Source organism: Gillisia sp. Hel1_33_143 (assembly GCF_900104765.1).
In the GTDB taxonomy this organism is placed as follows: Bacteria; Bacteroidota; Bacteroidia; order Flavobacteriales; family Flavobacteriaceae; genus Gillisia.
In genome coordinates this window covers 2,376,896-2,403,528 of record NZ_LT629737.1, presented here as the reverse complement: position 1 = coordinate 2,403,528, position 26,633 = coordinate 2,376,896, and the positions used below count along the sequence as shown (strand labels likewise).

Annotated in this window: 31 protein-coding genes; 11 read left to right on the top strand and 20 right to left on the bottom strand. The window is 34.0% G+C overall.

What is annotated here, in order from left to right; translation table 11 throughout:
* Positions 1–95: 95 nt before the first annotated feature.
* Both BLT84_RS11135 and BLT84_RS11130 read right to left on the bottom strand, forming a co-directional pair.
* Positions 96–896 (bottom strand): TIGR00266 family protein, encoded by an 801-nt coding sequence (locus BLT84_RS11135; protein WP_034891803.1) that lies wholly within the window; start codon positions 894–896, stop codon positions 96–98.
* A 24-nt stretch (positions 897–920) separates the two neighbouring features.
* Positions 921–1,376 (bottom strand): DUF4442 domain-containing protein, encoded by a 456-nt coding sequence (locus BLT84_RS11130; protein WP_034891800.1) that lies wholly within the window; start codon positions 1,374–1,376, stop codon positions 921–923.
* 146 nt (positions 1,377–1,522) lie between these two features.
* Here BLT84_RS11130 and BLT84_RS11125 point away from each other — a divergent pair, with 146 nt between their 5' ends.
* Genes BLT84_RS11125 through BLT84_RS11105 form a run of 5 tightly spaced genes read left to right on the top strand, consistent with a single transcriptional unit; the run spans position 1,523 to position 4,629 of the window.
* The gene (locus BLT84_RS11125) at positions 1,523–2,047 is read left to right on the top strand and encodes a DUF4870 domain-containing protein (RefSeq protein WP_091265696.1); all 525 of its coding nucleotides are present in this window, start codon (positions 1,523–1,525) and stop codon (positions 2,045–2,047) included.
* Positions 2,044–2,388 carry a PadR family transcriptional regulator gene (locus BLT84_RS11120; protein WP_091265693.1) on the top strand — a complete coding sequence of 115 codons (345 nt, stop codon included), beginning with the start codon at positions 2,044–2,046 and terminating at the stop codon, positions 2,386–2,388. The genes BLT84_RS11125 and BLT84_RS11120 overlap by 4 nt, the downstream gene beginning before the upstream one ends.
* Positions 2,381–4,165 carry a PspC domain-containing protein gene (locus BLT84_RS11115; RefSeq protein WP_091265689.1) on the top strand — a complete coding sequence of 595 codons (1,785 nt, stop codon included), beginning with the start codon at positions 2,381–2,383 and terminating at the stop codon, positions 4,163–4,165. Before BLT84_RS11120 ends, BLT84_RS11115 begins: the two co-directional genes overlap by 8 nt.
* A 2-nt stretch (positions 4,166–4,167) precedes the next feature.
* A complete protein-coding gene (locus tag BLT84_RS11110) occupies positions 4,168–4,359 on the top strand; it encodes a hypothetical protein (protein WP_034891785.1) in 192 nt (63 codons plus the stop codon).
* A 42-nt stretch (positions 4,360–4,401) separates the two neighbouring features.
* Complete coding sequence (locus tag BLT84_RS11105; RefSeq protein ID WP_034891782.1) at positions 4,402–4,629, top strand: hypothetical protein; 228 nt, start codon at positions 4,402–4,404, stop codon at positions 4,627–4,629.
* 66 nt (positions 4,630–4,695) lie between these two features.
* On the opposite strand, the gene trxB is transcribed toward BLT84_RS11105, so the two are convergent.
* Positions 4,696–5,670, bottom strand: coding sequence for a thioredoxin-disulfide reductase (trxB, locus tag BLT84_RS11100; protein WP_034891779.1), 975 nt, complete (start codon positions 5,668–5,670; stop codon positions 4,696–4,698).
* Positions 5,671–5,839: 169 nt separating this feature from the next.
* Here trxB and BLT84_RS11095 point away from each other — a divergent pair, with 169 nt between their 5' ends.
* Complete coding sequence (locus BLT84_RS11095; RefSeq protein ID WP_034891776.1) at positions 5,840–6,472, top strand: trimeric intracellular cation channel family protein; 633 nt, start codon at positions 5,840–5,842, stop codon at positions 6,470–6,472.
* On the opposite strand, the gene BLT84_RS11090 is transcribed toward BLT84_RS11095, so the two are convergent.
* The 8 genes from BLT84_RS11090 to BLT84_RS11055 form a co-directional block, all read right to left on the bottom strand.
* Positions 6,469–6,882 (bottom strand): YeeE/YedE family protein, encoded by a 414-nt coding sequence (locus BLT84_RS11090; protein WP_034891773.1) that lies wholly within the window; start codon positions 6,880–6,882, stop codon positions 6,469–6,471. The two genes, BLT84_RS11095 and BLT84_RS11090, sit on opposite strands and share 4 nt — an antisense overlap.
* Before the next feature lie 3 nt (positions 6,883–6,885).
* Entirely contained in the window at positions 6,886–7,443 is a 558-nt protein-coding gene (locus tag BLT84_RS11085) for a YeeE/YedE family protein (protein ID WP_034891771.1), read from the bottom strand.
* A gap of 99 nt (positions 7,444–7,542) precedes the next feature.
* Positions 7,543–8,442: an NAD(P)-dependent oxidoreductase gene (locus BLT84_RS11080; protein ID WP_091265686.1), complete on the bottom strand. Its 900-nt coding sequence runs from the start codon at positions 8,440–8,442 to the stop codon at positions 7,543–7,545.
* Between the two features lie 150 nt (positions 8,443–8,592).
* Positions 8,593–10,134 (bottom strand): acyl-CoA carboxylase subunit beta, encoded by a 1,542-nt coding sequence (locus BLT84_RS11075; protein WP_034891765.1) that lies wholly within the window; start codon positions 10,132–10,134, stop codon positions 8,593–8,595.
* A 93-nt stretch (positions 10,135–10,227) separates the two neighbouring features.
* Entirely contained in the window at positions 10,228–11,667 is a 1,440-nt protein-coding gene (gene accC / locus BLT84_RS11070; protein WP_091265683.1) for an acetyl-CoA carboxylase biotin carboxylase subunit, read from the bottom strand.
* 6 nt (positions 11,668–11,673) lie between these two features.
* On the bottom strand, positions 11,674–12,159 hold the full coding sequence (locus BLT84_RS11065; RefSeq protein ID WP_034891759.1) for an acetyl-CoA carboxylase biotin carboxyl carrier protein subunit: 486 nt from the start codon (positions 12,157–12,159) through the stop codon (positions 11,674–11,676).
* Between the two features lie 162 nt (positions 12,160–12,321).
* A complete protein-coding gene (locus BLT84_RS11060) occupies positions 12,322–13,662 on the bottom strand; it encodes an MBL fold metallo-hydrolase (RefSeq protein ID WP_091265676.1) in 1,341 nt (446 codons plus the stop codon).
* A 15-nt stretch (positions 13,663–13,677) separates the two neighbouring features.
* The gene (locus tag BLT84_RS11055) at positions 13,678–14,568 is read right to left on the bottom strand and encodes a sterol desaturase family protein (RefSeq protein WP_091265673.1); all 891 of its coding nucleotides are present in this window, start codon (positions 14,566–14,568) and stop codon (positions 13,678–13,680) included.
* A gap of 273 nt (positions 14,569–14,841) precedes the next feature.
* On the opposite strand from BLT84_RS11055, the gene BLT84_RS11050 reads away from it, so the two are divergent.
* The 4 genes from BLT84_RS11050 to BLT84_RS11035 all read left to right on the top strand — a co-directional run bounded on the left by BLT84_RS11050 (position 14,842) and on the right by BLT84_RS11035 (position 17,326).
* Positions 14,842–15,843, top strand: a complete 1,002-nt coding sequence (locus BLT84_RS11050; RefSeq protein ID WP_091265670.1) for an aldo/keto reductase — start codon at positions 14,842–14,844, stop codon at positions 15,841–15,843.
* Between the two features lie 211 nt (positions 15,844–16,054).
* Complete coding sequence (locus BLT84_RS11045; RefSeq protein WP_034891747.1) at positions 16,055–16,405, top strand: hypothetical protein; 351 nt, start codon at positions 16,055–16,057, stop codon at positions 16,403–16,405.
* A 94-nt stretch (positions 16,406–16,499) separates the two neighbouring features.
* On the top strand, positions 16,500–16,907 hold the full coding sequence (locus tag BLT84_RS11040) for a DoxX family membrane protein (protein ID WP_091268202.1): 408 nt from the start codon (positions 16,500–16,502) through the stop codon (positions 16,905–16,907).
* Complete coding sequence (locus BLT84_RS11035) at positions 16,904–17,326, top strand: DsrE family protein (protein ID WP_034891744.1); 423 nt, start codon at positions 16,904–16,906, stop codon at positions 17,324–17,326. Before BLT84_RS11040 ends, BLT84_RS11035 begins: the two co-directional genes overlap by 4 nt.
* Positions 17,327–17,428: 102 nt before the next feature.
* Here BLT84_RS11035 and BLT84_RS11030 read toward each other — a convergent pair whose 3' ends face one another.
* The 9 genes from BLT84_RS11030 to BLT84_RS10990 form a co-directional block, all read right to left on the bottom strand.
* The gene (locus BLT84_RS11030; RefSeq protein WP_091265667.1) at positions 17,429–18,142 is read right to left on the bottom strand and encodes a nitroreductase family protein; all 714 of its coding nucleotides are present in this window, start codon (positions 18,140–18,142) and stop codon (positions 17,429–17,431) included.
* A 6-nt stretch (positions 18,143–18,148) separates the two neighbouring features.
* The gene (locus BLT84_RS11025) at positions 18,149–18,547 is read right to left on the bottom strand and encodes a GNAT family N-acetyltransferase (RefSeq protein ID WP_034891739.1); all 399 of its coding nucleotides are present in this window, start codon (positions 18,545–18,547) and stop codon (positions 18,149–18,151) included.
* 12 nt (positions 18,548–18,559) lie between these two features.
* The gene (locus BLT84_RS11020; RefSeq protein ID WP_091265664.1) at positions 18,560–19,591 is read right to left on the bottom strand and encodes an MBL fold metallo-hydrolase; all 1,032 of its coding nucleotides are present in this window, start codon (positions 19,589–19,591) and stop codon (positions 18,560–18,562) included.
* Between the two features lie 82 nt (positions 19,592–19,673).
* A complete protein-coding gene (locus tag BLT84_RS11015; protein WP_091265661.1) occupies positions 19,674–20,291 on the bottom strand; it encodes a class I SAM-dependent methyltransferase in 618 nt (205 codons plus the stop codon).
* A 58-nt stretch (positions 20,292–20,349) separates the two neighbouring features.
* A complete protein-coding gene (locus BLT84_RS11010; protein WP_091265656.1) occupies positions 20,350–20,799 on the bottom strand; it encodes a methyltransferase family protein in 450 nt (149 codons plus the stop codon).
* Between the two features lie 13 nt (positions 20,800–20,812).
* Positions 20,813–21,613, bottom strand: a complete 801-nt coding sequence (locus tag BLT84_RS11005) for a sulfite exporter TauE/SafE family protein (RefSeq protein ID WP_091265652.1) — start codon at positions 21,611–21,613, stop codon at positions 20,813–20,815.
* A gap of 74 nt (positions 21,614–21,687) precedes the next feature.
* Positions 21,688–22,320, bottom strand: coding sequence for a Crp/Fnr family transcriptional regulator (locus tag BLT84_RS11000; protein ID WP_091265649.1), 633 nt, complete (start codon positions 22,318–22,320; stop codon positions 21,688–21,690).
* 80 nt (positions 22,321–22,400) lie between these two features.
* Complete coding sequence (locus BLT84_RS10995) at positions 22,401–23,636, bottom strand: OprD family outer membrane porin (RefSeq protein ID WP_197676592.1); 1,236 nt, start codon at positions 23,634–23,636, stop codon at positions 22,401–22,403.
* 119 nt (positions 23,637–23,755) lie between these two features.
* Positions 23,756–24,787, bottom strand: coding sequence for a c-type cytochrome (locus BLT84_RS10990; protein ID WP_091265644.1), 1,032 nt, complete (start codon positions 24,785–24,787; stop codon positions 23,756–23,758).
* Positions 24,788–24,974: 187 nt separating this feature from the next.
* Between BLT84_RS10990 and BLT84_RS10985 the strand changes: the two genes are divergently transcribed.
* Complete coding sequence (locus BLT84_RS10985) at positions 24,975–26,591, top strand: bifunctional metallophosphatase/5'-nucleotidase (RefSeq protein ID WP_091265641.1); 1,617 nt, start codon at positions 24,975–24,977, stop codon at positions 26,589–26,591.
* Positions 26,592–26,633 lie beyond the last annotated feature (42 nt).

Below are 26,633 nucleotides of genomic sequence, written 5' to 3'. Positions count from 1 at the left end.
TAAGTAGAAGTGGTCTATAAGCCTAGAATTTTAATTTCAATTAAAGGTACAAAATTAAAACGAAAACGTTTGCGATACTTACTTTTATTTAACTTTTAGAACCTATTATCACCACTAATAATGTCTCCAATTCCGCCGAGAATACTACCTTCTCCTTTATCTTTACCTCCACCTTGGGGAGCAGCCTGCAATACTCTGTTAGCTAATCTACTAAACGGTAATGACTGGACGTAAACGGTTCCCGGCCCCGTAAGGGTAGCAAAGAATAGCCCTTCTCCGCCAAAAAAAGTATTTTTAATACCTCCTACAAATTCAATATCATAGTTGATATCCTGAGTAAATCCTATTATACAACCTGTATCTACATTTAACTTTTCTCCAGGTAATAACACCTTTTTTGCCATGGTACCTCCGGCATGTACAAATGCCAATCCATCACCTTCTAGTTTCTGCATAATGAAACCTTCTCCTCCAAAAAACCCTCTACCTAACTTTCTGCTGAATTCCACTCCTATAGCAACTCCTTTTGCTGCACATAAGAAAGCATCTTTTTGGCAAATAAACTTTCCATTAAAAATGTTTAGATCTATTGGAATGATCTTTCCCGGATATGGAGATGCAAAACTTACCTTCTTTTTACCCTGAACATAATTAGTAAAAACGGTCATAAATAAACTTTCTCCGGTGAGCAAACGTTTACCAGCCCCAAGAACCTTTCCTAAAAATCCTTCGTTTTGAGCAGAGCCGTCTCCAAAAATAGTATCCATTTTAATACCGCTATCCATCATCATAAAGTTTCCAGCTTCAGCAATAACCGCTTCAGAAGGATCTAGTTCCAATTCTACATACTGCATCTCTTCCCCAAAGATCTCGTAATCTATTTCATGTGAGTTCATAAGACTTTATTTTAATTAAAAGATTTATTTCTTAATTCTTACTGTCCATTCAAATTCAAATGTGGAAACTACTATTCCCTCCTCATTAGTACCAATAGATTTCATCCAAAATGTTTGTCCATCTCCAGTGGCAATGGTTTTTTGAATAGCTTCTGAAATTAAATATCCATCCTTACAAACAAAATTAATTCGACCGGTAGCTTTTTTTGAGAAAGTACTTTTATTTTGCGCTACCAACATGGAGATCTTTCTTCCGCTCTGTTGAATATTCCCAATTACCAACGCCCCGGTACTTAATTCTGCCGCCATTGCCTGCACTGCAAAATACATCGAGTTAAAAGGATTTTGATTGATCCATCTATGTTTTACAGACACTGTACATTGATTCTCATTAATTTCTTTAACTCTTACTCCGGTAAGCCAAGCACTAGGAAGTTTAAAAAGTACGTATTTATTGAGTTTACTAGGTGATAGCTTCATTATTCAGTAATATTTTTCATAAAAGTATTCAAATTTCTAAACATACCGAAATGTTAAAGTTTCATAAATTTTAAATATATACAGTACTTTGCTTTGCATAATACCTTCTTTTAGATATATATTTGTATAAGATAAAACCATTCATCATGAACACACAAACCACAAACCCGGATAAAACAGTTGCAGCCTTCATCCATCTGTCAACATTTTCAAAATATTTTATCCCCTTAGGAAATTTTATTTTTCCATTGATACTATGGACCGCTAAAAAACAAGATCCATTTGTAGACGATCATGGCAAAAAAGCGCTCAACTTTCAAATAAGTATGTTCTTATACTTTGTATTAGTTGCAGCTATTGGAATATCTGGAATAGTAATTATGGGAATGAATATAAGTGAACAGGGTCCCCTTTTCTTTTCTGAAGATTCTATAAGAGTAGGCAATCTAAATACTGCTATTCCTTTAATAGTTTTTATGATCATTATCGGGATCATACTCCTAGGTTTATTCATCACAGATCTTGTTGCTGTAATTTCTGCGACAATTAAAGCCAAAGACGGGCATAACTATAAATACCCTATTACCATCAATTTCATCAGTTCCACAAATAGTGGAGATCATACATCAAAAAATGAACAGTTTAACAACACTCAAAATCAAACGCTATGAAGATTGAAAACACGAAGGCACAAATGCGTAAAGGTGTCCTGGAATATTGCATTCTTTCTGTGTTAAAAGACAATGATGCTTATGTAGCAGAAATTCTTGAAACTCTAAAAGACGCCAAATTGCTAGTGGTTGAAGGTACAATTTACCCTTTACTCACCAGGCTTAAGAATGCAGGTCTTCTCAATTATCGATGGGAAGAATCTACTAGTGGACCTCCACGTAAATATTATGGATTAACTGAAACCGGAAAATTATTTCTAACAGAACTTACCCATACTTGGGACGAACTACAAACTGCTGTAACTATAGTAACCATGCAAAAATCTAAGAATCATGAATAAGACAGTAAACATAAATCTTGCAGGCGTTTTCTTTCATATAGACGAAGATGCTTACGCTAAATTGCAACATTACCTTGACACAATAAAACGTTCTTTAAACAACACTCAAGGTAAAGACGAAATTATAGCCGATATAGAGGCGCGTATAGCTGAATTATTCGGAGAAAAGATAAGGAATGAACGCCAGGTAATAAGTTATAAAGAAGTAGATGAAGTAATTACCATCATGGGCCAACCTGAAGATTATATGGTAGATGAAGAGATCTTTGAAGACGAGCCCTCTTACTCATATTCTCAGACTAAAACTACCGGAAAACAACTGTTTAGAGATACAGATCATTCTTATGTTGGAGGGGTATCTTCTGGATTAGCTCATTATATGGGAATAGAATCTATATGGGTAAGACTACTATGGGTAATTTTAACCATAGCTTCTAGTGGTGCATTCTTATTGATCTACATTGCACTCTGGATATTTGTTCCTGAAGCAAAAACCACTGCAGACAAACTTTCTATGCGAGGAGAAGAGGTTAATATTTCTAACATCGAGCGTAAAATTCGTGAAGGTTTTGACGATGTAGCAGGAAAGGTAAAAAGCGTAGATTATGAGAAGTACGGGAAGCAAGCAAGATCTGGAGCAACCTCTGCTGCTACTGGAATAAGCGCTGCCATTCTATTTATGCTAAACATCTTTGTTAAATTTATCGGTATCATGATCCTATTAGTTGCAGGTTCTATACTTATTGGGCTTTTTATAGCTTTATTTACAGTAGGAACTTTCGGAATTATAGATGCTCCGTGGACAGATTATGTAGAAATGGCAGGAATAGGAGCTCCGCTTTGGTTAATCTCTTTATTAGCCTTCTTTGTAGCAGGAATACCAGTATTCTTCCTTTTCATTTTAGGCTTGAAGATATTGGTTAAGAACCTGAAATCTTTAGGTACTCCTACAAAACTAGTGCTATTAGGGTTATGGTTATTATCCTTGATAGGACTTTCTATAATTGGAGTCTCTCAAGCCACGAAAAGAGCCTTTGATGGCGAGTTTATCATTACTGAAAATTTACCAGTTACTGCTAAAGATACCATGTATCTAAGTATGAGATACAATCCTACATATGCTTCTAGCGTGCACGGAAATTCTGTAAAGTTAAAGTATGATGATGATGATAATCAGATCATCTATAATACAGATATTGATGTAGTGATAAGATCTACTAAAGATTCTTTAGGACGAATAGAGATCATTAAAAAAGCAGAAGGTTCAGATTACAAAGATGCTAGACAACGAGCTCAAAGTATAGATTACGGCACTAAATTTTCAGGAAATGAATTACTGCTGAATTCATATCTAACAACCAATGCAAAAAATTACTTTAGAGATCAAAAAATACGTGTGGTGGTTTACTTGCCAGAAGGAACAACGCTTAGAGCAGATAGAAATACTACTTCTTTTACCAATCGTCATAACTTCGGAAATATTTTGAAGTCTGGAGAAGAAGATAATTTCTTGATCATAACGGAAGATGGAACTTTATGCAAAGAATGTCCGCTTAATCATTACGATGATTCTTGGGAAGATGACGATTCATGGGATGATGAGAATGAGGCTACTTGGAATGAAGAAGACAATGAATTTGAAGCTTCTATTACAAATGAGAACGATTCTACTTCTAAAGTTAGTATTAAGATCGATGAAGATGGAATAAAGATCAATAAGAATCGAAGTAAAAAAGTTGAAATAGACAAGAATGGTATTAGAATTCAAACCGACTAGCCATGACAGCTCTGGTAAAATTAGTAATAGTATATATTATAAGTTTGATCTCTAGCTTCACTGTTATAGAAAAAACAGAAAAGAATAAAGTAGTAGATCAAATTAGAACCGAACAATGTGATACTAGCAGGAACGTGAATACTTGCTCTTTTCATAAAAATGATGATCTTAATCTTAATAACCATATTATCTAAAATAAGACTATCTTTAATAGGATAAACCTAAACATAAAATTTATGAAAAGATTTTTTAGTTCATTACTACTAGTTACTGTTGTAAGTATATCATTAGTTTCCTGTAGAGAAAATGTAAACGATGATGCAGATGATTTATCTACAGAAAATGGTGTAGAAGTAAAAGTTAAAAACGATGGTGACAAGGTTAAGATCAAGACCGATGATAAGAAGATCAAGATCACCAAAGATGATGACGGTACTGTAACGAAAAAGGTAAAAGTAGATTAGCATAAAGTTTATAACAAAAAAGTCCCGATAATTATCGGGACTTTTTTATTTCATATAATAAGTGATCTAAGCCGTTACTTCATCCACTTTTTGTTCCTCTACAACACTCAAATAGCGCTCTGCATCTAAAGCAGCCATACAACCTGTACCTGCGGCAGTAATAGCTTGGCGATATTCTTTATCCTGCACATCTCCCGAAGCAAAAACACCGGGAAGATTAGTTTTAGTGCTTTTTCCTTTGGTTACTAAATATCCGGAATCGTCCATATCTAACTGACCTTTAAAAATATCGGTATTAGGCTTATGCCCAATAGCAATAAAAAGACCTGTAATATCTATAGTCTCCATTTCTCCAGTTTGATTGTTCTTCATTCTCAAACCTTCAACTACCTGCTCTCCTAACACTTCGTCTATAACGGTATTATATCTAAGATCTATATTCTTAGTGGTAGTAACTCTATGCTGCATAGCTTTAGAAGCTTTCATTTCGTCTTTTCTAACTAACATCGTAACTTTATTACAAATATTAGCAAGGTAGGTAGCTTCTTCTGCAGCGGTATCTCCACCACCAACAATTGCTACATCCTGGCCTTTATAAAAGAATCCATCACAAACTGCACAGGCAGAAACTCCTCCACCTCTTAAGCGTTGCTCGCTTGGCAAACCTAGATATTTGGCAGTTGCTCCTGTAGATATAATTACAGTTTCTGCTTCCACCCAATGAGAGTTATCTATGCAAGCTTTATGTATTCCACCAATTTCTTTGCTAAGATCTACTTCGGTAACCATTCCAATTCTAACTTCGGTTCCAAATCTTTCTGCCTGCTTTTGAAGATCTACCATCATGGCAGGACCATCAATTCCTTGTGGATATCCTGGAAAATTATCAACTTCTGTAGTAGTAGTAAGTTGTCCACCCGGCTCCATTCCTGTATACATAATAGGTTTCATATCTGCGCGAGCTGCATAAATTGCAGCAGTATATCCTGCAGGACCCGATCCTATGATAAGACATTTTATTTTTTCAACGTTCTCAGTCATTTCAATAATTTTATGATTGTAAAAATAGAAACTTTAACCAAAACCTCCGATTAATTGTTCTTAAGATTTACTATTTATTTATAGTTTAACCTTATACTTTTTCAAAATTCTTCGTAAAATAGGTAATCCTTAGTCGAAATTATACATTAAAAATTACCTTTGCCAATCTATGGATATATCACTATTCAATATATTAGACCTACTAGGTACAATTGCATTTGCTATCTCTGGCGCACTTGCTGCTATGAGTAGAAGATTAGACCTTTTTGGCACATTTATTATAGCATTTGTAACTGCTATTGGGGGAGGTACTTTGCGCGATATTCTTATAGGGAATACTCCGGTTATGTGGATGGAAGATATCAGTTATATATACCTCATTGGAGTGGTAACTATTCTAACCATTATTTTCAGGAATCAGATCAATTATCTTAAAACTTCCCTCTTTCTTTTTGATACCATAGGTTTAGGGATCTTTACAATAATTGGAGTAGAAGCCGGAATTCAGAATAATTTACATCCTGTAATATCTATAGCTATTGGTGCAATGACAGGTACTTTTGGAGGAGTTATTAGAGATATCCTATGTAATGAAATTCCTGTTATCTTTAGAAAGGAGATCTACGCCACCGCTTCTCTTACAGGAGGGTTGGCCTATGTAATCTTATATTATCTGGGAGTTCAGGAAGATGTGATCTACATTGTTACTGCACTTATTGTTATAAGTATAAGATTAGTGGTAGTGAAATACAAGATCTCACTACCATTTTTCTATATTACTGCCGGAGATGAAGACAATTAATGAGGTAATTTCTTACGAAGCAGTCCATAAATAAAAGTTCCCAACAAAGAACCTATAAGAACAACGATAATAGGAAGGAATCCCGCTCCTATTAAGGTATAGATTGGTCCAGGACAAGCACCTGCCAAAGCCCAACCAAGTCCGAAGATAATTCCACCAAACAGATACCTGCTTACTCCTTTATCTTTAGGGGTGAACTTTATAGGTTCTCCATAAAATGATTTTATATTATTTCTCTTGATCAATTGAATACCTACAATACCAATTACCAATGCAGATCCAATGATCCCATACATGTGAAATGATTGAAAATTGAACATTTCATAAATTCTGAACCATGAAGCTGCTTCAGACTTGAACATTACAATTCCAAAAAATATTCCTATAAATAAATAACTAAGTGTTCTCATATTTTAAAAAATTAAAGGGAATAAAACATGGATCATAAATAATCCACCTACAAAAAATCCTATTACTGCGATCAAAGAAGGTAATTGTAAATTGCTTAATCCGGAAATAGCATGCCCAGAAGTACAACCTCCGGCATATCTTGCACCAAATCCAATCAACAAACCACCAATTAATAAGATAGCAAGAGATTTAATATCAGTAAAGGCTCCTACTCCAAATAATTCTGTAGGTAAATAAGCTTTTCCTGCACTCTCAATTCCCATAGCTTGTAGATTTGCAACAGTATCTGGGTTAATCGCCACGCTAATATCATTAGATAAGAAGTGAGCTCCAATAAAACCTCCAATTACTGCTCCTAATACCACCACCAAGTTCCATCGTTGATCTTTCCAATTGAAATCAAAAAAATCTGCTTTTTTATCTGCTCCGCATATGGTACACATCGTTCTAAGATTAGAAGACATTCCAAATTGCTTACCTATAAATATCAGCAAAAACATAATTAAAGCAATTAATGGGCCGGCAACATACCAAGGCCATGGTTCAAAAATCCATTCCATATTTTATTTTTTTTAGTGATGCAAAGAAAAGGTATTCTATCGATTATTGAAGTAACATTTGTTACACTACAATAAAGGAAACTTAACATGAATGGTGAACTATTTCAAATAATTCTTGACATTTTGAACAACTTTTTTAGATAGACGAATTTCCGTTTCTGCAGACCAGCCAGCACTTTTTTTTGAAAAGATTATATTTTTATTCTTTAATATTCTTCCGTCTAGCGCATTTTTAGCATCACCATCAAAAATTGCATAATTCGAAGAATCTTTTATCCAGTTTTTTAAGGCTTCTTCGTTGAAAGGCAAACCTAAAGAAGTATTGACCAAAATTTTACCAGAACCCAAAACTTCAAATTCTCTTTCATTTAATAATTGTACATTTTTAGGGAGATGAATGCTTATAATCTCTGAAGTGTTCAGCAACTCCTCTAAACTAAGATATTTAACACCTTTTTCTTCCCAGTCTTTTTTTCTGCTCTTACTGAAGTAATATAGGTCTGCACCAAATGGCAGAAGACATTTTGCAAGTAACTTCCCAGTTACACCTAGACCTATAATTCCTATTTTTCTATTGGTAAGTTCAACCGGCATTTCTCTCCATTGCTTTTCACCAAAACCATGGAGCAGATGTATCAACGTTGAAATAATATACTCTGCTACTCCAGGATCTCCATAATCATTAATTCCTGTGACTTCTATTCCATTTTGTCGCGCAAAGTTCACAGCAACATTGGCAGATTCTTCGTTGAATAAAGTACTACACATGCCTATATATTTCAAATTAGGGCATGCAGCAATAACCTCTTCACTAATCTGAGTATGCCAAGATACTAGCACTGCTTCAGCATCACCAATACGTTTTATAATTTCTGCATTTGTAAGAGGATAATCATTATGAATTTCAACTTTGCCTTCACTGTATTTCTTCAATTCATCTATGGCGTTTTCCTGAAGTTTCGTATTATCTACAGCTACTATTTTATTGAATTTATGCATAAGTCAACTTGAATATTTAAACTAATAAAACGATTATTCCGTTTTCAAACAAAAAATGCGGCCAGACTTTGAGAAGAATCTCTTAAAAACAAAGAATTCAACTAAAAGTCTGGCTGCAAATATTTATTCTAACTAATAAGTAATAATTTCTTAAAGCGGAATATTCCCGTGCTTTCTATCAATTCTCATTACTTTCTTATTCTCCAGCATGCTAAATGCTTTCAATAATTTCTTTCTGGTATCTCGAGGCATAATAACCTCATCTATAAATCCACGTTTTGCAGCTTCAAACGGGTTTGCAAATTTCTCTGCATATTCTGCTTCCTTTTCAGAAAGTTTAACTTCTGGATTCTCCGCTTCTTGGATCTCTTTTCTGAAAATGATCTCACTGGCACCCTTCGCTCCCATCACCGCAATCTCTGCTGTTGGCCATGCAAAGTTTAGATCTGCTCCAATGTGTTTAGAATTCATAACATCATAGGCTCCCCCATAAGCTTTTCTAGTAATAACAGTAACTCTTGGCACTGTTGCTTCACTTAAAGCGTAAAGTAGCTTAGCACCATGCAAAATGATCCCATTCCATTCTTGATCTGTACCCGGCAAGAAGCCAGGAACATCTACTAATACTAAAAGTGGAATATTAAAACAATCACAGAACCTGGTGAATCTTGCTGCTTTTTTTGAAGAATCTACGTCTAGTACTCCGGCAAGGCTCATTGGCTGATTGGCTACAATACCAATACTTCTTCCTCCCAATCGAGCAAAACCAACAATGATATTCTCTGCATAATCTTTATGGATCTCATAAAAAGAATCTGCATCTATAATACCTTTAATCACCTCATGCATATCATAAGGTTTATTGGCGCTATCTGGCACCATAGAATCTAAAGACTCTCTAATTTCATCACCCAATTCATAAGGTAATTTTGCAGTGGTTTCCCTATTATTTTGAGGCAAATAGCTCATCAATTTCTTGATGTCTTCTAAGCAGGTAATATCGTTAAATGAAGTTATATGCGTTACCCCAGATTTTGTAGAATGTGTACTTGCTCCTCCTAATTCTTCTGAAGTTACTTCTTCATTAGTAACCGTTTTTACCACGTTAGGCCCGGTAACGAACATATAACTTGTATCTTCTACCATCAAGGTAAAATCTGTCATGGCAGGAGAATAAACGGCTCCACCGGCACAAGGCCCCATAATTGCAGAAATTTGAGGAATGACCCCCGATGCTTGAACATTTCTGTAGAAGATATCTGCATATCCGCCAAGAGATCTAACTCCTTCTTGAATACGAGCTCCTCCAGAATCGTTCAATCCAATAATTGGAGCTCCTACTTTCATGGCATGATCCATTACTTTACAGATCTTTTCGGCATGAGTTTCAGACAAGGCTCCACCAAATACGGTAAAATCTTGTGCAAAAACATATACTAATCTCCCGTGAATGGTACCATAACCGGTAACAACACCATCTCCATAGATCTGTTGTTTTTCCATTCCAAAATCTGTAGTTCTATGCGTAACTAAAATTCCTATTTCTTCAAAAGAACCTTCATCCAATAAATAATCTACGCGTTCTCTTGCTGTTAATTTTTTCTTTTCATGTTGCTTAGCAATTCTTTTTTCTCCCCCACCCAAATGTGCCTGAGCAACTTTATCATTCAATTTTTCTATATTCTGACTCATAATTTAATTATGATTTTAATTTTTGTTTGATCTAAATATTCGAAGTTTTCGCGGTCATTGAGACTCTGAAATAAGTTCAGAACGTCGCTCTAATTAATGTGGTAATCTTACCAACTCCTGATCTTTTAAATATCTCTTTAAAGCAATTAAACCTGCTAATTTTGCTTCTTCTGCGATCTTAGATTTTAATTTTTCAGCTGAATAATAATTCTTCACAAAATGAGTATCAAAATTTCCACTTCTGAATGCTTCATGTTCAAAAACGAACTTTCCAAAAGGTAAAGTGGTCATCACACCTTTTACTTCATAAGCATCAATAGCTTTTATCATTAACTGAATTGCTTCTTCTCGAGTCTTACCATAGGTGATCAATTTCGCCAACATCGGGTCGTAATAAATAGGCACTTCCATACCTTCTTCAAAACCATCGTCTAAACGAATTCCTTCCCCTTCCGGACCTCTATATCTTTCTAAAGTTCCTACACTTGGCATAAAATCTCCCATTGGGTCTTCAGCATAAACTCTCAACTCCACGGCATGGCCGTTGATCGTGAGGTCTTCTTGAGAAAATTCTAATTTCTCTCCTCTGGCTACTTTTATCTGTTGCTCTACTAAGTCTATTCCGGTAATAAATTCTGTTACGGGATGTTCTACTTGTAGCCTTGTATTCATTTCTAAGAAATAGAAATTCAGGTTTTCATCCATCAAAAATTCAACGGTTCCTGCACCAACATAATCGCAAGATTTAGCAACTTTAATAGCCGCTTCTCCCATCAATTTTCTTTTCTCTTCAGTAAGAATAACTGAGGGTGCTTCTTCTACTACTTTTTGATGACGACGTTGAATACTGCATTCTCTTTCAAATAAATGTACCGTATTCCCATGCGTATCTGCAAGCACCTGAATTTCGATATGACGTGGAGAACCCACATATTTCTCAATAAAAACAGAACCATCACCAAAAGCAGATTCTGCTTCGCTAATAGCTCTTTTCATCTGGTCTGCAAGTTCCTTCTCCTTTTCTACTACTCGCATTCCTTTTCCACCACCACCTGCAGAAGCTTTGATCAAAATAGGGAATCCTATCTCTTTGGCTATTTTCTTTGCTTTCTCAACATCTGTAATAGCTTCGTCTATTCCGGGAACCATCGGGATATCATACTTTTTAACCGCGTCTTTAGCAGCTAATTTGCTTCCCATTACTTTTATAGCCTTAGAACCAGGACCTATCCAAGTGATATTGTTTTTTTCAACTTTTTCAGCAAAGTCTGCATTCTCACTTAAAAACCCATATCCGGGATGAATTCCATCAACGCCAAGTTCTTTAGCAACTTCTATAATTTTATCTCCTAATAAATAAGACTCGTTAGAAGGAGCTGCTCCAATACAAACCGCTTCATCTGCAAATTTTACATGAGGGGAATTTCTATCGGCAGTAGAGAAAACCGCTACCGTTTTAATACCCATTTTCTGGGCAGTTTTCATTACCCTTAATGCTATCTCACCACGATTGGCAACTAATATCTTTTTCATCTTCAATTATTCTAATTCAATTAACAACTGATTTTTTTCTACTGTCTGGCCTTTCTCCACACTAATCTTTTTAATAACTCCGTCTCCGGGAGAAGTAAGTGTGTTCTCCATTTTCATGGCTTCCAAAACAATAAGATAATCACCTTCTTTTACCTCATCTCCTTCTTTAACATTTACATCTAGAATTAGACCCGGCATTGGTGCTTTAATATCATTTATTTGCTGAGCAGATCCAAGGGAAAGTCCCATATCTGCAATAAGCATATCGAGCTCATTGGTAATAGCAACCTCATAGATATTAGAGTTGATCTTAACGGTGTAGGATTTATTATAGAAATCTGCTTTGAGAATTTCTGCTTTAAAAGATTGGTGCTCTTCTAAAATATGAAACTGAGTAGCATTGAGTTCTTGTGTGTCTAATGAATTGATCTGATCTTGGGTGAATTTATAGTCGTATGAATCATTCACCGAGACTTTATACTTTTTTTCCATAAATCTTTATTTCAAAGTCCGCTTTTCAAACGAATGTTGTAAATATAGAAAAATGTTGAAGTATTTTTTGAGATTCCTTCAATCAAATCTGAAATTTTATAAAATGAAAAACCCGAAATGTCAAGAACATTTCGGGTTTAACTCCTCTAGAAAACAATAAAATTATTCTGAAAATTGTTTGATCGCTTCACTAAGATCATAGACAGTAGTAGATTTAAATTTATTTTCAAGAATACTGCTTCCTGCTGCAGATCTATATCCTCCGGCACAGTGCACCACTATTGGATGCTCTGTTGGGATCTCTTTGTAACGATCTCTCAATTCGTTTAAAGGAATTGCAATTGCGCTTTCAAAGATCTTACCTTCTGCAACCTCACTTGCATTTCTAATATCTACAATGGTATACTTATCTGGATGCGCTCCAAAATCTTTTACATCAAGATCTTCAGATTTTTCTGAAACTGAATCAGCTAAAGTAACTATGCCTTTTAATTGTTTTTCGTATCCAATTTTAGCTGTACGCTCTAAAATATCTTCGATATCCTCTACACTATTCACAACAAGATAAAACGCCTCTTTAGGCTCTATGATGGCTCCTAACCAAGTTTCATATTTATCACCTTCGGCTCTTGCCATAATATTGATAGCGTTAGGTAAATGACCTGCTTTATAAGCATCTCCATCTCTCACGTCTACTACAGTAACATCTTCTTCCACATCTTCAACCAAAAGATTCAACTTAACTTCTGCTTTAGCGATCTTATCGTTAACCGCTCCTGTTTTGTTGATGTCTACATTGAATCCGAAATATGAAGGGATAAATGGCTGATCTTTTAAGATCTCTTCTACAAATTCTTCTTCTGTTTGATCTTTAAAAGCCCAGTTTCCTTGTCTTTCGTTACCAAGAGTACTAGATGCAGCATCGCTCATATTCTTACCACATAAAGACCCAGCTCCGTGCGCCGGATAAACCAAGGCGCCATCTGGCAGCTCATTAAATTTAGTTTGAATAGTATTGTACATATCTTTTGCCAATTCTACTCTCTTCGCCTTCATGTTCCCAGCATTTTCTCTAAGATCTGGTCTCCCAACATTACCAATAAATAAGGTATCACCGGTAAATAAAGCTGTGTTTCCACCTTGCTCTGCAACTATGGTAATACTATCTGGAGAATGTCCAGGAGTATTAATGGCTTTAAAAGTGATATCTCCCATTTTTAAAGTATCTCCATCATCAAAAGATGTGTGGGTATAATCTACTCCTAAAAGTTTACTTACATAGATCTTTGCACCCGTTTGTTCGCTAATTTGTAAATGACTACTAACGAAATCGGCATGTGGATGCGTTTCAAAAACCGCTACTATCTTAGCATTATTCTCTTCAGCAAATTTGTAATACTGCATTGGATTTCTGCTAGGATCTACCAAAGCCATTTCTCCATTACTTATAATTGCATAAGAATAATGTGCTAAAGGAGCATCTTTAAATTGTTTTATCTTCATCTTTTTACCTTTTTGTTATTCTACTTTATTTGTTCTGTTCTTTTTGAATGGAAATAACATCTGATTTCCGAAATCTTCAGGAAAATCTTCATCTCCATTAAAACCTATAATTATATTTTTCCCACTCTTCGGAATATAGGCCGTTCCAAAGAGATAATCCCAAATGCTAAGCGATAATCCGAAGTTCATCCCAAAAGAATGATCGTTTGGTAATTCTTTCGAATGATGCCAAATATGCATCCTTGGGTTGTTGAAAATGTAGCCTAACCAGCCATAATTCCAACCTACATTTGCATGATTTAAGTGGCCAACAAAAACCGCAAACATATGTACTATAAAGAATTGCTGAATTCCAAAGCCTATCATTGCTAAAGGAATATATTGCACTGTCTTATAAATAATTGTCTCCATAAAGTGAAATCTAAACTGAGCGGCAAACCCCATTTCTTTTACACTATGGTGCACTTTATGGAATTCCCAAAGCCAAGCTCGTTTATGTAATTGCCTATGCACGTTCCATTGCACAAAATCTGCAATCACAAACATGATGAGCAATTGAGCCCAAACCGGAAAATCTTGAACTTTAAAAGCTACAATATTTTCTATTTCAAAAAGCCCTAGAAAATCATTGAATAATTCTACACCAACATTTGAAAGAGCGTTATATCCTATTAAAGAGAATAAGAAAAAATTAAAGAGGATATAAAATGAATCTAACCAAAATCCTTTTCTAAAAATCTTTTGCTTTTCTCTCCAAGGCAATATAATTTCTAAACTCCATACTAAAATTGAAACCGCAAGTAGCCAATACAAATAATTTGTCCATGACGGATTTGTGATTTCTGTGATCAGGTAATTAAAATATCCTGAAAACGATTCTTGTATGATCTTTAAATACTTTTCCAACTATTTTATTAATTCTTAAGCAAAAATACACATTCAAATTACTTATGACAGTAACTTATGTTACAGATGCTATTTTTTAATAAATTGACTTTCAGCACGCTGCTATTTCCGCTTAAAAATTATTGCCTTTTACAGCACCTCAGAAATGATAAATAATGTTTTTCTCTCTATTAACATTGCTTAAGATTTGGATGTTAGCGAAAGTTAAAAAAGGATAATAAAACCTATACCTCCGGTATTTTTACGCCACCAATTAAATGAAAAAGAAAAGTTATGAGTACGAAGAAATTGAATTTAGAACACAAATTAGCATTTGGTGGAGTTGCAATAGGAAACGGATTTGAAGAAGTTTCTGATGCAAGAGCGCAAGAAACTTTAGAAGCAGCTTGGGATGCAGGAATTAGACAATATGATACTTCTCCTTGGTATGGATTAGGATTAAGTGAAAGAAGATTTGGACACTTTTTGCATAATAAGAACAGAGATGAATATGTATTATCTACCAAAGTGGGTAGAATATTGAAAGCAAATACCGGAAAAATGCCGGAAACCATTTGGGTGAATCCAGCTCCTTTCGATTATAAATACGATTATTCTGCAGAAGCTGTAAGAAGATCTGTTGAAGATAGTTTACAACGTCTTGGAGTAGAGCGTTTAGATTACGTTTTTATACATGACTTGTCTCCAGACCATAATGAAGAGTACGAAGATGGAGTAACTTGGTTAGATCATTTTGAAGTTGCTAAAAAAGGTGCAATGCCAGAGTTAACAAAAATGAGAGAAGAAGGAATTATTAAAGGTTGGGGACTTGGAGTAAATACTATTGAACCAATCTTAAAGACCCTAGAAGTTGCAGATCCGGATATTTTTCTATCTGCTATACAATATTCTATGGTAGATCACAAAGATTCTATAGATAGATTATTTCCTGCAATTTCAGATAGTAGAGCATCTTTAATGGTTGGAGCACCTTTTAATGCAGGACTTCTTGCAGGTAAAGACAGATATAATTACCAAGGTGAAATGCCAAAAGAAGTTCAGGAAAAATATAAGAAAATAAGAGCTATTGCAGATAAGCATAATGTAGATCTTAGTACTGCCTCTATGCAATTTTCTTACGCTCCAGAAGAAGTTGATATTTTATTGGTTGGTGGAAGCCATCCTAATCAGCCAAAAGAAAATATGAAATTCTTAGATGTTAAAATACCATCTGATTTCTGGAAAGAATTGAAAGCTGAAAACTTAATTGATGATAGAGCGGTTACTCCCTCTTAATTATTAATTATAGTAATTAAAAGCCCTTTGGTATTACCCAAGGGCTTTTTTATTTATCTATATAGACAAGTATCAAAATATGTTCTATAAATTAATATCGTTTATGTTTAATGCGCTCTTATATTTTAATGATATATCGAGTATATTCATGATAAACATTTTGTAACATTGGTTACATAAATCTTAGAACTGAGCACCTATATTTGCCACAATGTGCAAAAAGAACACTCTTTCCATAATATTAACTGTGATCTTCCTTAGCAAATTAATTGCGATGGATGTTGGCATTGCCATATCAAATTTTGAAGGCGCTAGGATTGCAATGGTTAAGAGCACATGTCCTAAAGCTAAGATCAAAACTTTAAATTTTGATCATCAAAATATAACTGATAAGAATTATAAAGTTATCCCTGTAGAAGTATCCTGCCCAATTGCGCTACAAGTACCACAACCAGTTTTTATATCAGTCCAAACCATACTTAATTTTCAAAAATACCATTATAAAGCCAGTTCGCGTACAGATGGCTTTATAAACCATTTTTATCCCCCTCCTCAAGTTTAGTTATTTATTCAGTTAAAATTACGGTAGACCTATATATAATCTGTACTAAGATTATATGGCTCTTCCATTTATTAATTTATCAATTTCACTAATTATGAAACCTAAACTTTGGGTGAATCATAACTCGGTGGTACTATTTAGAGTTATGCTAAGCGGCATCTTCTTAGTTGCCAGCTCAAGTCATTTAATATACGTAGAGCGAACTATTTACAAAATGAATCAGGCAAGGTTTAAAGCTTTGGGATATCTCTTTGGAGAACCCACATATCCAATTATAGTCTCTGGAATAATTATGCTTATTGCAGGATTCAGCTTAATGATTGGGTTTAAAACTAAGATCTCAGCCATTATACTAGCTTTAATACTTATACCAATAACACTTACGGTGCAGGTGGGTCAAATGACCACCCTAGGCCCATTATTCAAAAATATAGCCATTTTGGGTGGCTTACTTTTTTTTATACTAAATGATTTTAATAATACACAAAGACAAATAATATGAAAACGCTATTATCAACATTTGCAATAATTTTAGCTCTGTTTACAGCATCTGCTCAAGATCAAAAATCTACTTTGGATAACCATAAGAACAACTACGTAGTTCTCACTAAAAATGTACCTCAATTAAAACCTATACTATTAACTGCAAAAGCGCTTCAAGAACAAGATCAGGAAAAATATGGCGAGTTTCAGGTTATTATTTGTGGGAAAACTGTAAAAGAATTAACAGATAAAGATAACATGAAGCCATTTTTAGAAGCTGCCAAAAACGAGAATGTAAAAATTGTGGTTTGTGGATTTTCTATGAAAAAATTCGGAGTGAAAGCCAAAGATCTGCCTAGAGAATTAGAAGTTGTATCAAACGGAATTTTGTATGATTTTGAACTTCAGAAAAAAGGGTATTTGAGTATAGAACTTTAGATCATTAACAGTTATCCAAATTAAAAAATGTCGTCAAGATAACCTCATGACGGCATTTTTTATTCTTTCTTTATTCTTATAATCTATAATAAATTGAAAGAATTATTCATAGAATTCACTTACTTCACTTAATCCTTTTCTTTCTATGTCTGGAACATAGCAGGGATCTTCAGGATAACCCACAGGAAGAAGTAAGAATGCACGCTCGTTGGCAGGTCTATTTAGTACCGTTGTTAAGAAATTCATTGGACTAGGAGTATGCGTTAAGGTTACCAGCCCGGCATTGTGAATGGCAGTAATTAACATTCCGCAGGCAATACCAACAGATTCATTTACATAATAATTATTTTGTTTTGAGCCCTTCTCATCCATTTCATAAGCTTTCTTGAATGCTATTATAAGCCATGGTGCTTTTTCTAGAAAAGGTTTATTAGCATCGGTACCAAAAGTTAGAAGATCTTCTTTCCATCGCTCACTCATTCGCTTTTCATAATTCTCCTTCTCTTCAAGTTCTGCAGCTTTACGGATCTTGGATTTTATAAGCGGATTAGAAACTGCACAAAACGTCCAAGGTTGTTTATGTGCTCCAGATGGCGCGGTAGAAGCAGTTCTGATAATATTTTCTATGATTTCTCTGGATACTTCTCTATCTGAAAATTCTCTAATTGATCTTCTAACATTCATCTTATCAAAAAAATTCTGAGATCTGGAAAGCATTTCTGTTTGATCGAGACCTAATGAGTTGTAACGCTTATGAACAAAACCGTTGATCTCAATTTTATTTTCTGAATTCGATATTTTAAATGAAGAAGACATCGCTATTTATTTTTTACGGTTTATTATAAATCCATTTTCTACTTTTTCAAAACCAACTTTCGGGTAATATTCCATAGCCGTTGGAACTGACAATAATAGTAACATACACTCATCCCCTATTTTCTTTTTGGTAAGATCTATCAATTTTTTACCAATTCCATGCTTTTGATACTCGGGGTGAATAGCAAGATCTGAGAGATAGCAACAATAACTAAAATCTGTTAGTGATCTGGCAACTCCAATGAGTTTTTCATCATGCCATGCAGCAATTATCAAACTAGAATTCTCATACATTTTTGCAATTCTCTCGGCACTTTCTGTTGGTCTTTTAAGCACAGCTGTATCATAGATAGTTATAATATCCTGAATATTTGGAATCTCATTAAATGTAAAAGTAAAGTTCATATACGTATAAGTTTAAAAATCCCACCAATTGGTTTGCATATAGTTCTCACCCAATACATAACTTTCGCCAATAATTGGAGCGATATATTCCTGCTCTTGTACTGCAGCCTCTTTAATAAATCTTTTGATAGATTGATTCCAAGGATGCGTAGAAAGCATAAATTTAGCCCAGTGAACTGGGAATACAATTTTAGTATCTAGATCTTTCGCAGCTTTAACGGTTTCTTCGGGAAACATATGTATTTGTGGCCAATGTGCACTGTATTGCCCACATTCCAGAAATGCAATATCAAAACCTTTAAAATGAGCTCCTATTCTTTTAAATTGATCGTCATACCCCGAATCTGCTCCAATAAAAATCTTATATCTATCTAATTCTAGCACAAAGGATGACCACAAAGTTTTTGCTCTTGTAAATCCTCTTCCTGAAAAATGACGGGCAGGAGTTGCTGTAATTTTTAAATTTTTATTGATCGTTATATATTCCCACCAATTGAGCTCTGTAATTTTATTTGGAAAAACTCCCCAATATTCTAAATGAGAAGCTACACCCAAAGAGGTAATTATTTTCTTAGTTTTTGCGTGAAGTTTTTCTATGGTAGGAAAATCCAGATGATCATAATGATCATGGGTAAGTATTAAAAGATCAATTTCAGGAAGGTCTTCAACCTCATAATTATCTGCTCCAGAAAATGATTTTCCGAAGATATTAACCGGAGAAGCATTACCGCTAAAAACAGGATCTACCAAGATCTTAAAATTGTTGTGAGTAATTAGATAAGAAGAATGTCCAAACCAAACAATTGTTGGTTTTTCTGCTTCAATAGAACTTAGATCTATTTTCTTATTAGGAATTTCTCTATCTGGTTTAACATCTTTTGGTTTATTATAAAAAGCACGGAGCATCTTAAAAGTAGAAACATTGTCAGGATTTAGTGAAGTTGTTTCTACATTCTTAAATTCACCCTCCCTATAATTATCAACTTGCTCTATTTTCTGTAATCTATCTTCTGAAGGTAATTTACCAAAAGTTTTGAAATTCATAAATGTTCAATAAAATTTAAGCTGAAATTAAACAATTTCAGCTTAAAAACTTATGATTACGAATGTACGATTCTCTAAGACCTCAACCTTTCTTTCTGAAGGTGCAAAAGGTGAAATTTTGAACAGCATTGGAAGGAGTAGTATGGTTTACATTTATACATTTATCTATGAATAAATCCTGAGCAAATACTTGTGAAAGCTCATCTTTAGAGTATTGAGAGATCTCAATACCACTACATTTTGTTGGACCATTGTTAGAAAATGTAATTATAATTGCTTTTCCATTATCTATTAAATTCTCAGAAACTAACTTTACATAGGCTTCTATCTCTTTATCATCTCTAAAAAAATGAAAAGCAGCCCTATCATGCCATAGATCATACTTTTGCTTAGGACAAAATTTAGTTACATCTTCCAGAATCCATTTAATTTTACTAGCATCTTCACCTAAACGTAATTTAGCATTAGATAAAGCCTTTTCAGAAATATCTAACACGGTGATATTTGTATACCCTAGCGCAAGAAGATGATCTGGTAAAAAACTATCTCCTCCCCCAATATCTATGATAGCCGCATCCTTATCCAAATTACAATCAGCTATTAATTCTAAAGATGTTGACGGCGTTGGCTGGTACCAGCTCACCGTACTTATATCTTTTGTTTGATAAATATTTTCCCAGTGAGTAGCTCTATTTTGCATCGTTTTTTTTTAATTCTAAATTTTAGCCGAATTCGTTATATATTTTTATAAAGATGTTTTATAATTTAGGAATGAATTTACCCGTGTCTTTCATATAATCTTTATAGTTCTCAAAATTGGCAATCAACCTAGATTCTTCATATTTTGATTTAAACTGAAATAAAATTAAAAGAAGTATACTTATAATTAGTTTATATTCCGAAGTATTATAAATAGCGACAGAGAACAAGATTAATAATATTCCAGTATAGATAGGGTGTCTTAAATATTTAAATATTCCGGTTGTTATTAAATCTGCATTCTTAACAGGAGAAGGAAATGGGGATAAGTTGCTTCCCAATTGATAAAAGCTTAGTACTATTATTATAATTCCTAAGACTGAAAAAGTCAATACCCCCAATTTAAACCATTCGGGCATACTTATAGTAATAAGATCAATTTCTATTAAGTAAACACCAAACAGGATAAATTGAAGTAAAACATACATCCAATCTTTTTCAGTTATCATCCTATCTTTAAAATTAAGAGATTTCTTTATAGATAATATAAAAGCCCATGATTAATACAAACCATCCAAAAGCCTTTTTCAATTTTTTCCCATCTATAAAATTGGCAAGATATATACCTACAAAAATTCCAACAATTGCTATTCCGGTGAAAAGAAGTAAGAAGATCCAATCTATATCTACATTTCCAAGATCTCCTAAAAAGCCTATAAGAGAATTGATAGCAATAATAAATAGCGAAGTTCCCACTGCCTTTTTCATTGGTAGTTTTGCCAAGATTACGAGTATAGGAATGATGATAAATCCACCTCCTGCACCCACAAGTCCGGTAATAATTCCTGTAATAAAGCCTAAAGGAATCAATGCCTTATAGTTTGCCTTAGCATTTTCATCTTTATTTGCGAGAAGTGTCTTTCTATCAACAATCATAGAAAAAGAGGCTGCCAACATTAAAATGGCAAAAAACAACATGATCGCAATATTCTTAGTAAGAATGTAACCGCCAATTGTAAAAATTTCTGAAGGAATTGCAGGAACTAAGAATTTTCTGGTACTAAAAACAGCTATAAAAGCAGGAATGGCAAAGGAGATAGCTGTTTTAAATTCAACTAAGCCTTTTTGCAGATTTCTTCCAGCTCCAACTAAAGAAGCAGATCCAACTACAAATAAGGAATATGCCGTAGCGGTAACCGGGTTGATCGCTAATAAATATACTAAAATTGGAACTGTTAAGATGGAACCTCCTCCACCTATCAAACCTAAAACTCCACCTATCAAAAACGCTCCAACGTAACCTAAAATATCTATCAATTCCATTTACCAATTTTTAATTCTATACAAAAGTAGAGACTTAGCACGGCGCGCACAGTAACAATAGTTACATATGAAAATTATAAAGACAGCACTTTAATACTGTTTCTTTGAAGCTCAATTTTACCTTCTAATTTTAATTTTTTAAGCAATCTAGAAATTACAACTCTTGAAGTATGAAGATCATAAGCTATATCTTGGTGGGTTACCTGAAGTAATTCATTTTGATTGATCTTTGCTTTATCTTGAAGATACCTCATTAGCCGTTCATCCATATTTAGAAAAGCAATAGTATCTATAGTATCCAACATTTCGGTAAGGCGAGAATGATAACTTTCAAAAACAAAATGTCTCCAGGTTTTATATTTTGCTATCCACTCCTCCATCTTTTCTATAGGGATCATTATAATTTCTGTAGGCTTCTCAGAAACCGCACGAATTTCACTTTTTGTTTCGCCTAAACAGCATGAAAGCGTCATAGCGCAAGTATCCCCTCTTTCCAGAAAATAAAGCAACAATTCATCGCCATCCTTATCTTCTCTTAAGATCTTAATAGCCCCACTAATAAGTAAAGGCATATGGGTAACAAAATCGCCAATTTCAATTATTTTCTCTCCTTCTTTTATAGATTTTAGATGGCCAACTTCCGCCATTTCTTCTATTAATTCTTTTTCAAAAATAAAGGAATAAGCCTCTGTAAGAGATTCGATCATGAATAATATATTGGTTAACAGTTTAAAATTACTACCATTTTTTTGAACCTACTAATTATATGTTTTTAAGTTCTTCGCTCTTAAAAGTTATAATTCAAAATCAGATCTGCATGAAAAAGATCTGTTTTGTTCAAATAAAAGTTAGGATTATCAGGAAAATCTCCATTAGCAAATTTAGCCACCAATAATAGTTCCGGCTGAAGATTTTTTATTTTATCAAAGAAAAAGAAGATATCTAAATTAACATGCGTATAATCTGGAACGGCATATTTATTCAATTTTGGATCTAGAACAGAAGGTTTCCATTGATGGCCTACGCTAAAAATAGTTTGAATCTTAGATTTTGGATCTAGTAGCGGAAATGTATTTTCATAATACATTACTAAAGCATGATTATCTGCAGTACCCTCGCTACGTTCTCTCTTTTGAAAACTGAACAAAAACTCTCTTCCCCATTCTCTAGGAAATACAAACTGACCATGAGGTAAGATCCTATCGTACGCTAAAGAAATAGAAGAATTACTTTGCGCCCATTTATATTTCATCTTTATTCCTAAAACATCTGAAGTATTAGATCTAAAGTAGCTTAAAGAATCTATTTCATTCCCTCCGTTTCCAATCTTGTTTTGATGCAACCATTCCATTTCTAGATCTACGCTAGGAGCTACTGCAATCTTTGGTTTGATATAAAATGAATTAGAAACATTATCTATGTAATAATTCCAAGTATCAAAACTAAGCTCTTTGGTAAGATTAAAATTTGCACTCGAGATAATGAGAAAATCTGAATTGGTGTTATTCGCATACTGCGAATCTTTTCCTTCAAAATTTCTACCTGCTCCATAAGTACCTATACTTTCTCCTATAGAATAAAACTCCCCTGTAGATCTAGGAGCTACTGCATTAAAAATACCGGTTTGAAAATGAGTCTTTTTATCTCGATCAAACTTATACATAAAGCCTTGAAAAAGACTTGGGATCATTCTACCATCCTGAGGGTTTATCAACGGAGATTTTAGCTTCATTCTACCTAAACTAAAAGAATGTTTTTCCAAACTATAATCTACGTAGAGCTCTCCTAAAATAAATATGGTCTTGTTATCTAAATTTAACCTATCAAACAGTCCTTCTTCATACCTACTCACTTTCCCTGTTGCCAAATCTGGACTAGTAAGATCTTGTAAACCTAAATTTGTTGAATTATAAACTGCTACTCCAAACTCTAGATTCTCATTAAATAAATATTGATATTTTAATTTACCTCCTACTGCCAAGGCTTTAAAATCTTTTAAAGATCCTTTATTTACAGTATTCATGTAATAACTACGAATTTGACCTGAAAAGACACTTCGATTTTTATTTTCTGAATTTTCCTGAGCTATTATTAATGAAGGAAAACACAAAATTAGAAGTAGAAGGAAGAAGAATTTCTTTATCATTTGTTTTTAGTTATATCATATTTCTGTTTGTAGTAGTCCATTATAGGCTGAAACGGTCCAAATTGATGTTGTTCTACCGAAAAATTATCTGCGTAAGGGCCGTAAGGTGTAGAAACTGGTTTTAGTTTAAGATCTGGATAATCTTTACTTAAACCTTCTTTTTGAGGTCTACTGAAACTATTGATATACCCTGCCAGATTGTAAGCCTCTTCATCTGTAAGTTTTGGAGACTTCCAGGTTGCTTGTCCAAAAGGCATATTTCCTTTAATAAATTGTGCAGCGGTGATTACTCTGTGCATTCCTGCACCATTATTATAACTATCCGGGCCCCAAAGTGGAGGGTATTGGTATCCTTTTGTAGAATCTGCCAATTTTACGCCCTGTCCGTTATCTCCGTGACACACTGTACATTCTTTAGAAAATAGATCTTTACCTTTATCAAAATCAACAGCAACAGTGGGAAGTTCAACTTTAGCATATCCTTTGAAATCCTTTTCTCGTTCTGCAGGCATATCTTCAGTTAACCATTCCATATAAGCAACTATGGCTTTCATTTCTTTTGAATCTGTTGGCAGCTTGTCTCCATTCATACTGCGTTGCATGCATCCATTAATTCTATCCTCTATAGTTCCATCGCTATTAGATCTACCTCTAAACTGAGGAAATCTATTGGTAACTCCTATCCAAGAAGCAGAACCCGGCTGCGTTCCCGCTTTTAAATGGCAATTCATACATGCAAGATTATTACCTGCATATCTCATTTCAGGATCTTTTGCCTGAGGTCCCATGTATTTTGGAGATTCAGAAATAAGCTGATATCCATATTTAATTTGAGAATCTACAAATCCAGCACTCATTTCAGCTTCTACATCTTTTGGCTGCCAGTTTTCCGCAAGTATTTGCTTATCTTTAAACAAGTAAGGATCTGAACTATAAAGATAAATACCTAAGAATATCACCACTATTATTGCTAATACTGATCCGAATAAAAAGGCAATCGATTTGCTTAATTTTCTATAAATAGTCATCGCTCTTGAAATTAATCGTCACCCATTAAAATAAATTTCTTAACATAAAAGATGGTAATACTAAGATAAGTTTAATAAGCGAAATTAGTAACAAACCTAAAGATTAGAAGTTCTTAAATGTGTAACAAATGTTACATATAATAGCTCATCATACTTTTAAATTAGTCCGCTCTCTAAAATTATAGTTATGACCAATAATATTAAATACTTTTTGCCTTTTTATGGAATGCTTGCACTTATTATAGTAAGCTGCAATACCAATAAGAAAACGGTGCTTCAAAATAATGCTATGGAAAATAAGGCAAAAACTATTGCTATACTGCACACCAATGACATGCATGGTTCTTATATGCCTTTTGAAACAACTTTAGATAATGCTACCGCACAAACGGGAGATTCTATAGACAACTTAATGAGATTTGACCGTAAAGCCTTTATTGGAGGTTTTGATTATATGGCAGCAGCTATAAAATCTATAAGAACTGAAAAAGGAAATGATAAGGTGATATTATTAGATGGCGGTGATACTTTTAGTGATGATCAATTAGGAAATCTTACCAAAGGGGAAGCCATGATTAGTATGATGAACCAAGTTGGTTACGATCTTCTGGCGCTTGGAAATCATGATTTTGATTATGGATTAGAGCGAACCGATGAGCTTCAAAAATTGGCAAATTTTCCGATGCGCGCTGCTAATATTATAGATGAAAAAACTGGAACTCCGGTTTTTGGTGAACCCTATATTATCATAGAAAAACAAGGAATTTCTATTGCTATTCTTTCTTTAGGTTACAGAAACACACCACTTACAGGGAATTCTAAAAACATTGAAGGTTTAAAATTTGAAACCGGGATCGATGCCATAAAAAAGTATCTTCCCATAATCAGTAAAAAAGCAGCTATTATTGTCTTGTTATCTCATGAGGGAATGGCAGTAGATAAAGTTATTGCTGAAGAAATTGATGGTGTAGATCTTATTGTAGGTGCACACAGTCATGACGTAATATCGCCACCCATAAAAATAAACGATACTTATATTGTTCAAGCTCTTTCTGATGGAGCTATTTTAGGAGAAACTGAAATCCAAGTTAGCAATAATAAGATTATAGCGCTAAATGCTAATTATCATTACCTGTGGCATGATAAAATGTCTCCAGATCCAGAAATGAAGCATATGATCTCTATACTTAGAAAACCATATAAATCTCAATTAGAAGAAAAGATTACCAAAACGAATACTGTAATTGGAAGACAATATAAATCTGAAAGTCCTTTTGATAAAATGGTTACCAGCTTTATGGTAGATAAATTTAAGGCAAATGCAGCGTTCTTGCCTGGAGTTGGATATGGGATTTCTTTAAAAGGTGAAATCACTTCAGAAGATATCTATAAACTTTTGCCGCATCCTGCTAAAATAGTTACGTTGGAGATGACAGGGGAACAAATAAGAAGAACGCTGGAACAAACAGCTACCAACTTAAACCCTATAGACAAATTTAAGACGGTAGGTGGATTAATTCAATCTTCAGGGATACAATATCACTTAGATCTCAAGAAGCCGATAGGGCAAAGAATTGATGCCATTAAAATTCAAAATGAAGATCTAAATCCAACCAAACTTTATAAAGTAGTTACGCATGCGGGAATGCTTAACGGAATTCATAATTACGATGAATTTGGAAAAAGCACTAATATTGTAAAAACAGACACCATTCTTACAGAGTTTGTACTGAAAAATCTTAAGGAAATGGAAGAACTTTCTTTTCCTAAAAGAATGGGAGAAGTAGTAATTAAAAATAAATAAGCCTTTAAATCTTATCTTTTTTGAAATTCCTTCATTCGCAAT

Bases quoted from the DNA above. Each gene is read 5' to 3' on its own strand.
- BLT84_RS11135 (WP_034891803.1), bottom strand. From the start codon at position 896: ATGAACTCACATGAAATAGATTACGAGATCTTTGGGGAAGAGATGCAG.
- BLT84_RS11130 (WP_034891800.1), bottom strand. From the start codon at position 1,376: ATGAAGCTATCACCTAGTAAACTCAATAAATACGTACTTTTTAAACTT.
- BLT84_RS11125 (WP_091265696.1), top strand. From the start codon at position 1,523: ATGAACACACAAACCACAAACCCGGATAAAACAGTTGCAGCCTTCATC.
- BLT84_RS11120 (WP_091265693.1), top strand. From the start codon at position 2,044: ATGAAGATTGAAAACACGAAGGCACAAATGCGTAAAGGTGTCCTGGAA.
- BLT84_RS11115 (WP_091265689.1), top strand. From the start codon at position 2,381: ATGAATAAGACAGTAAACATAAATCTTGCAGGCGTTTTCTTTCATATA.
- BLT84_RS11110 (WP_034891785.1), top strand. From the start codon at position 4,168: ATGACAGCTCTGGTAAAATTAGTAATAGTATATATTATAAGTTTGATC.
- BLT84_RS11105 (WP_034891782.1), top strand. From the start codon at position 4,402: ATGAAAAGATTTTTTAGTTCATTACTACTAGTTACTGTTGTAAGTATA.
- trxB (WP_034891779.1), bottom strand. From the start codon at position 5,670: ATGACTGAGAACGTTGAAAAAATAAAATGTCTTATCATAGGATCGGGT.
- BLT84_RS11095 (WP_034891776.1), top strand. From the start codon at position 5,840: ATGGATATATCACTATTCAATATATTAGACCTACTAGGTACAATTGCA.
- BLT84_RS11090 (WP_034891773.1), bottom strand. From the start codon at position 6,882: ATGAGAACACTTAGTTATTTATTTATAGGAATATTTTTTGGAATTGTA.
- BLT84_RS11085 (WP_034891771.1), bottom strand. From the start codon at position 7,443: ATGGAATGGATTTTTGAACCATGGCCTTGGTATGTTGCCGGCCCATTA.
- BLT84_RS11080 (WP_091265686.1), bottom strand. From the start codon at position 8,442: ATGCATAAATTCAATAAAATAGTAGCTGTAGATAATACGAAACTTCAG.
- BLT84_RS11075 (WP_034891765.1), bottom strand. From the start codon at position 10,134: ATGAGTCAGAATATAGAAAAATTGAATGATAAAGTTGCTCAGGCACAT.
- accC (WP_091265683.1), bottom strand. From the start codon at position 11,667: ATGAAAAAGATATTAGTTGCCAATCGTGGTGAGATAGCATTAAGGGTA.
- BLT84_RS11065 (WP_034891759.1), bottom strand. From the start codon at position 12,159: ATGGAAAAAAAGTATAAAGTCTCGGTGAATGATTCATACGACTATAAA.
- BLT84_RS11060 (WP_091265676.1), bottom strand. From the start codon at position 13,662: ATGAAGATAAAACAATTTAAAGATGCTCCTTTAGCACATTATTCTTAT.
- BLT84_RS11050 (WP_091265670.1), top strand. From the start codon at position 14,842: ATGAGTACGAAGAAATTGAATTTAGAACACAAATTAGCATTTGGTGGA.
- BLT84_RS11045 (WP_034891747.1), top strand. From the start codon at position 16,055: ATGTGCAAAAAGAACACTCTTTCCATAATATTAACTGTGATCTTCCTT.
- BLT84_RS11040 (WP_091268202.1), top strand. From the start codon at position 16,500: ATGAAACCTAAACTTTGGGTGAATCATAACTCGGTGGTACTATTTAGA.
- BLT84_RS11035 (WP_034891744.1), top strand. From the start codon at position 16,904: ATGAAAACGCTATTATCAACATTTGCAATAATTTTAGCTCTGTTTACA.
- BLT84_RS11030 (WP_091265667.1), bottom strand. From the start codon at position 18,142: ATGTCTTCTTCATTTAAAATATCGAATTCAGAAAATAAAATTGAGATC.
- BLT84_RS11025 (WP_034891739.1), bottom strand. From the start codon at position 18,547: ATGAACTTTACTTTTACATTTAATGAGATTCCAAATATTCAGGATATT.
- BLT84_RS11020 (WP_091265664.1), bottom strand. From the start codon at position 19,591: ATGAATTTCAAAACTTTTGGTAAATTACCTTCAGAAGATAGATTACAG.
- BLT84_RS11015 (WP_091265661.1), bottom strand. From the start codon at position 20,291: ATGCAAAATAGAGCTACTCACTGGGAAAATATTTATCAAACAAAAGAT.
- BLT84_RS11010 (WP_091265656.1), bottom strand. From the start codon at position 20,799: ATGATAACTGAAAAAGATTGGATGTATGTTTTACTTCAATTTATCCTG.
- BLT84_RS11005 (WP_091265652.1), bottom strand. From the start codon at position 21,613: ATGGAATTGATAGATATTTTAGGTTACGTTGGAGCGTTTTTGATAGGT.
- BLT84_RS11000 (WP_091265649.1), bottom strand. From the start codon at position 22,320: ATGATCGAATCTCTTACAGAGGCTTATTCCTTTATTTTTGAAAAAGAA.
- BLT84_RS10995 (WP_197676592.1), bottom strand. From the start codon at position 23,636: ATGAATACTGTAAATAAAGGATCTTTAAAAGATTTTAAAGCCTTGGCA.
- BLT84_RS10990 (WP_091265644.1), bottom strand. From the start codon at position 24,787: ATGACTATTTATAGAAAATTAAGCAAATCGATTGCCTTTTTATTCGGA.
- BLT84_RS10985 (WP_091265641.1), top strand. From the start codon at position 24,975: ATGACCAATAATATTAAATACTTTTTGCCTTTTTATGGAATGCTTGCA.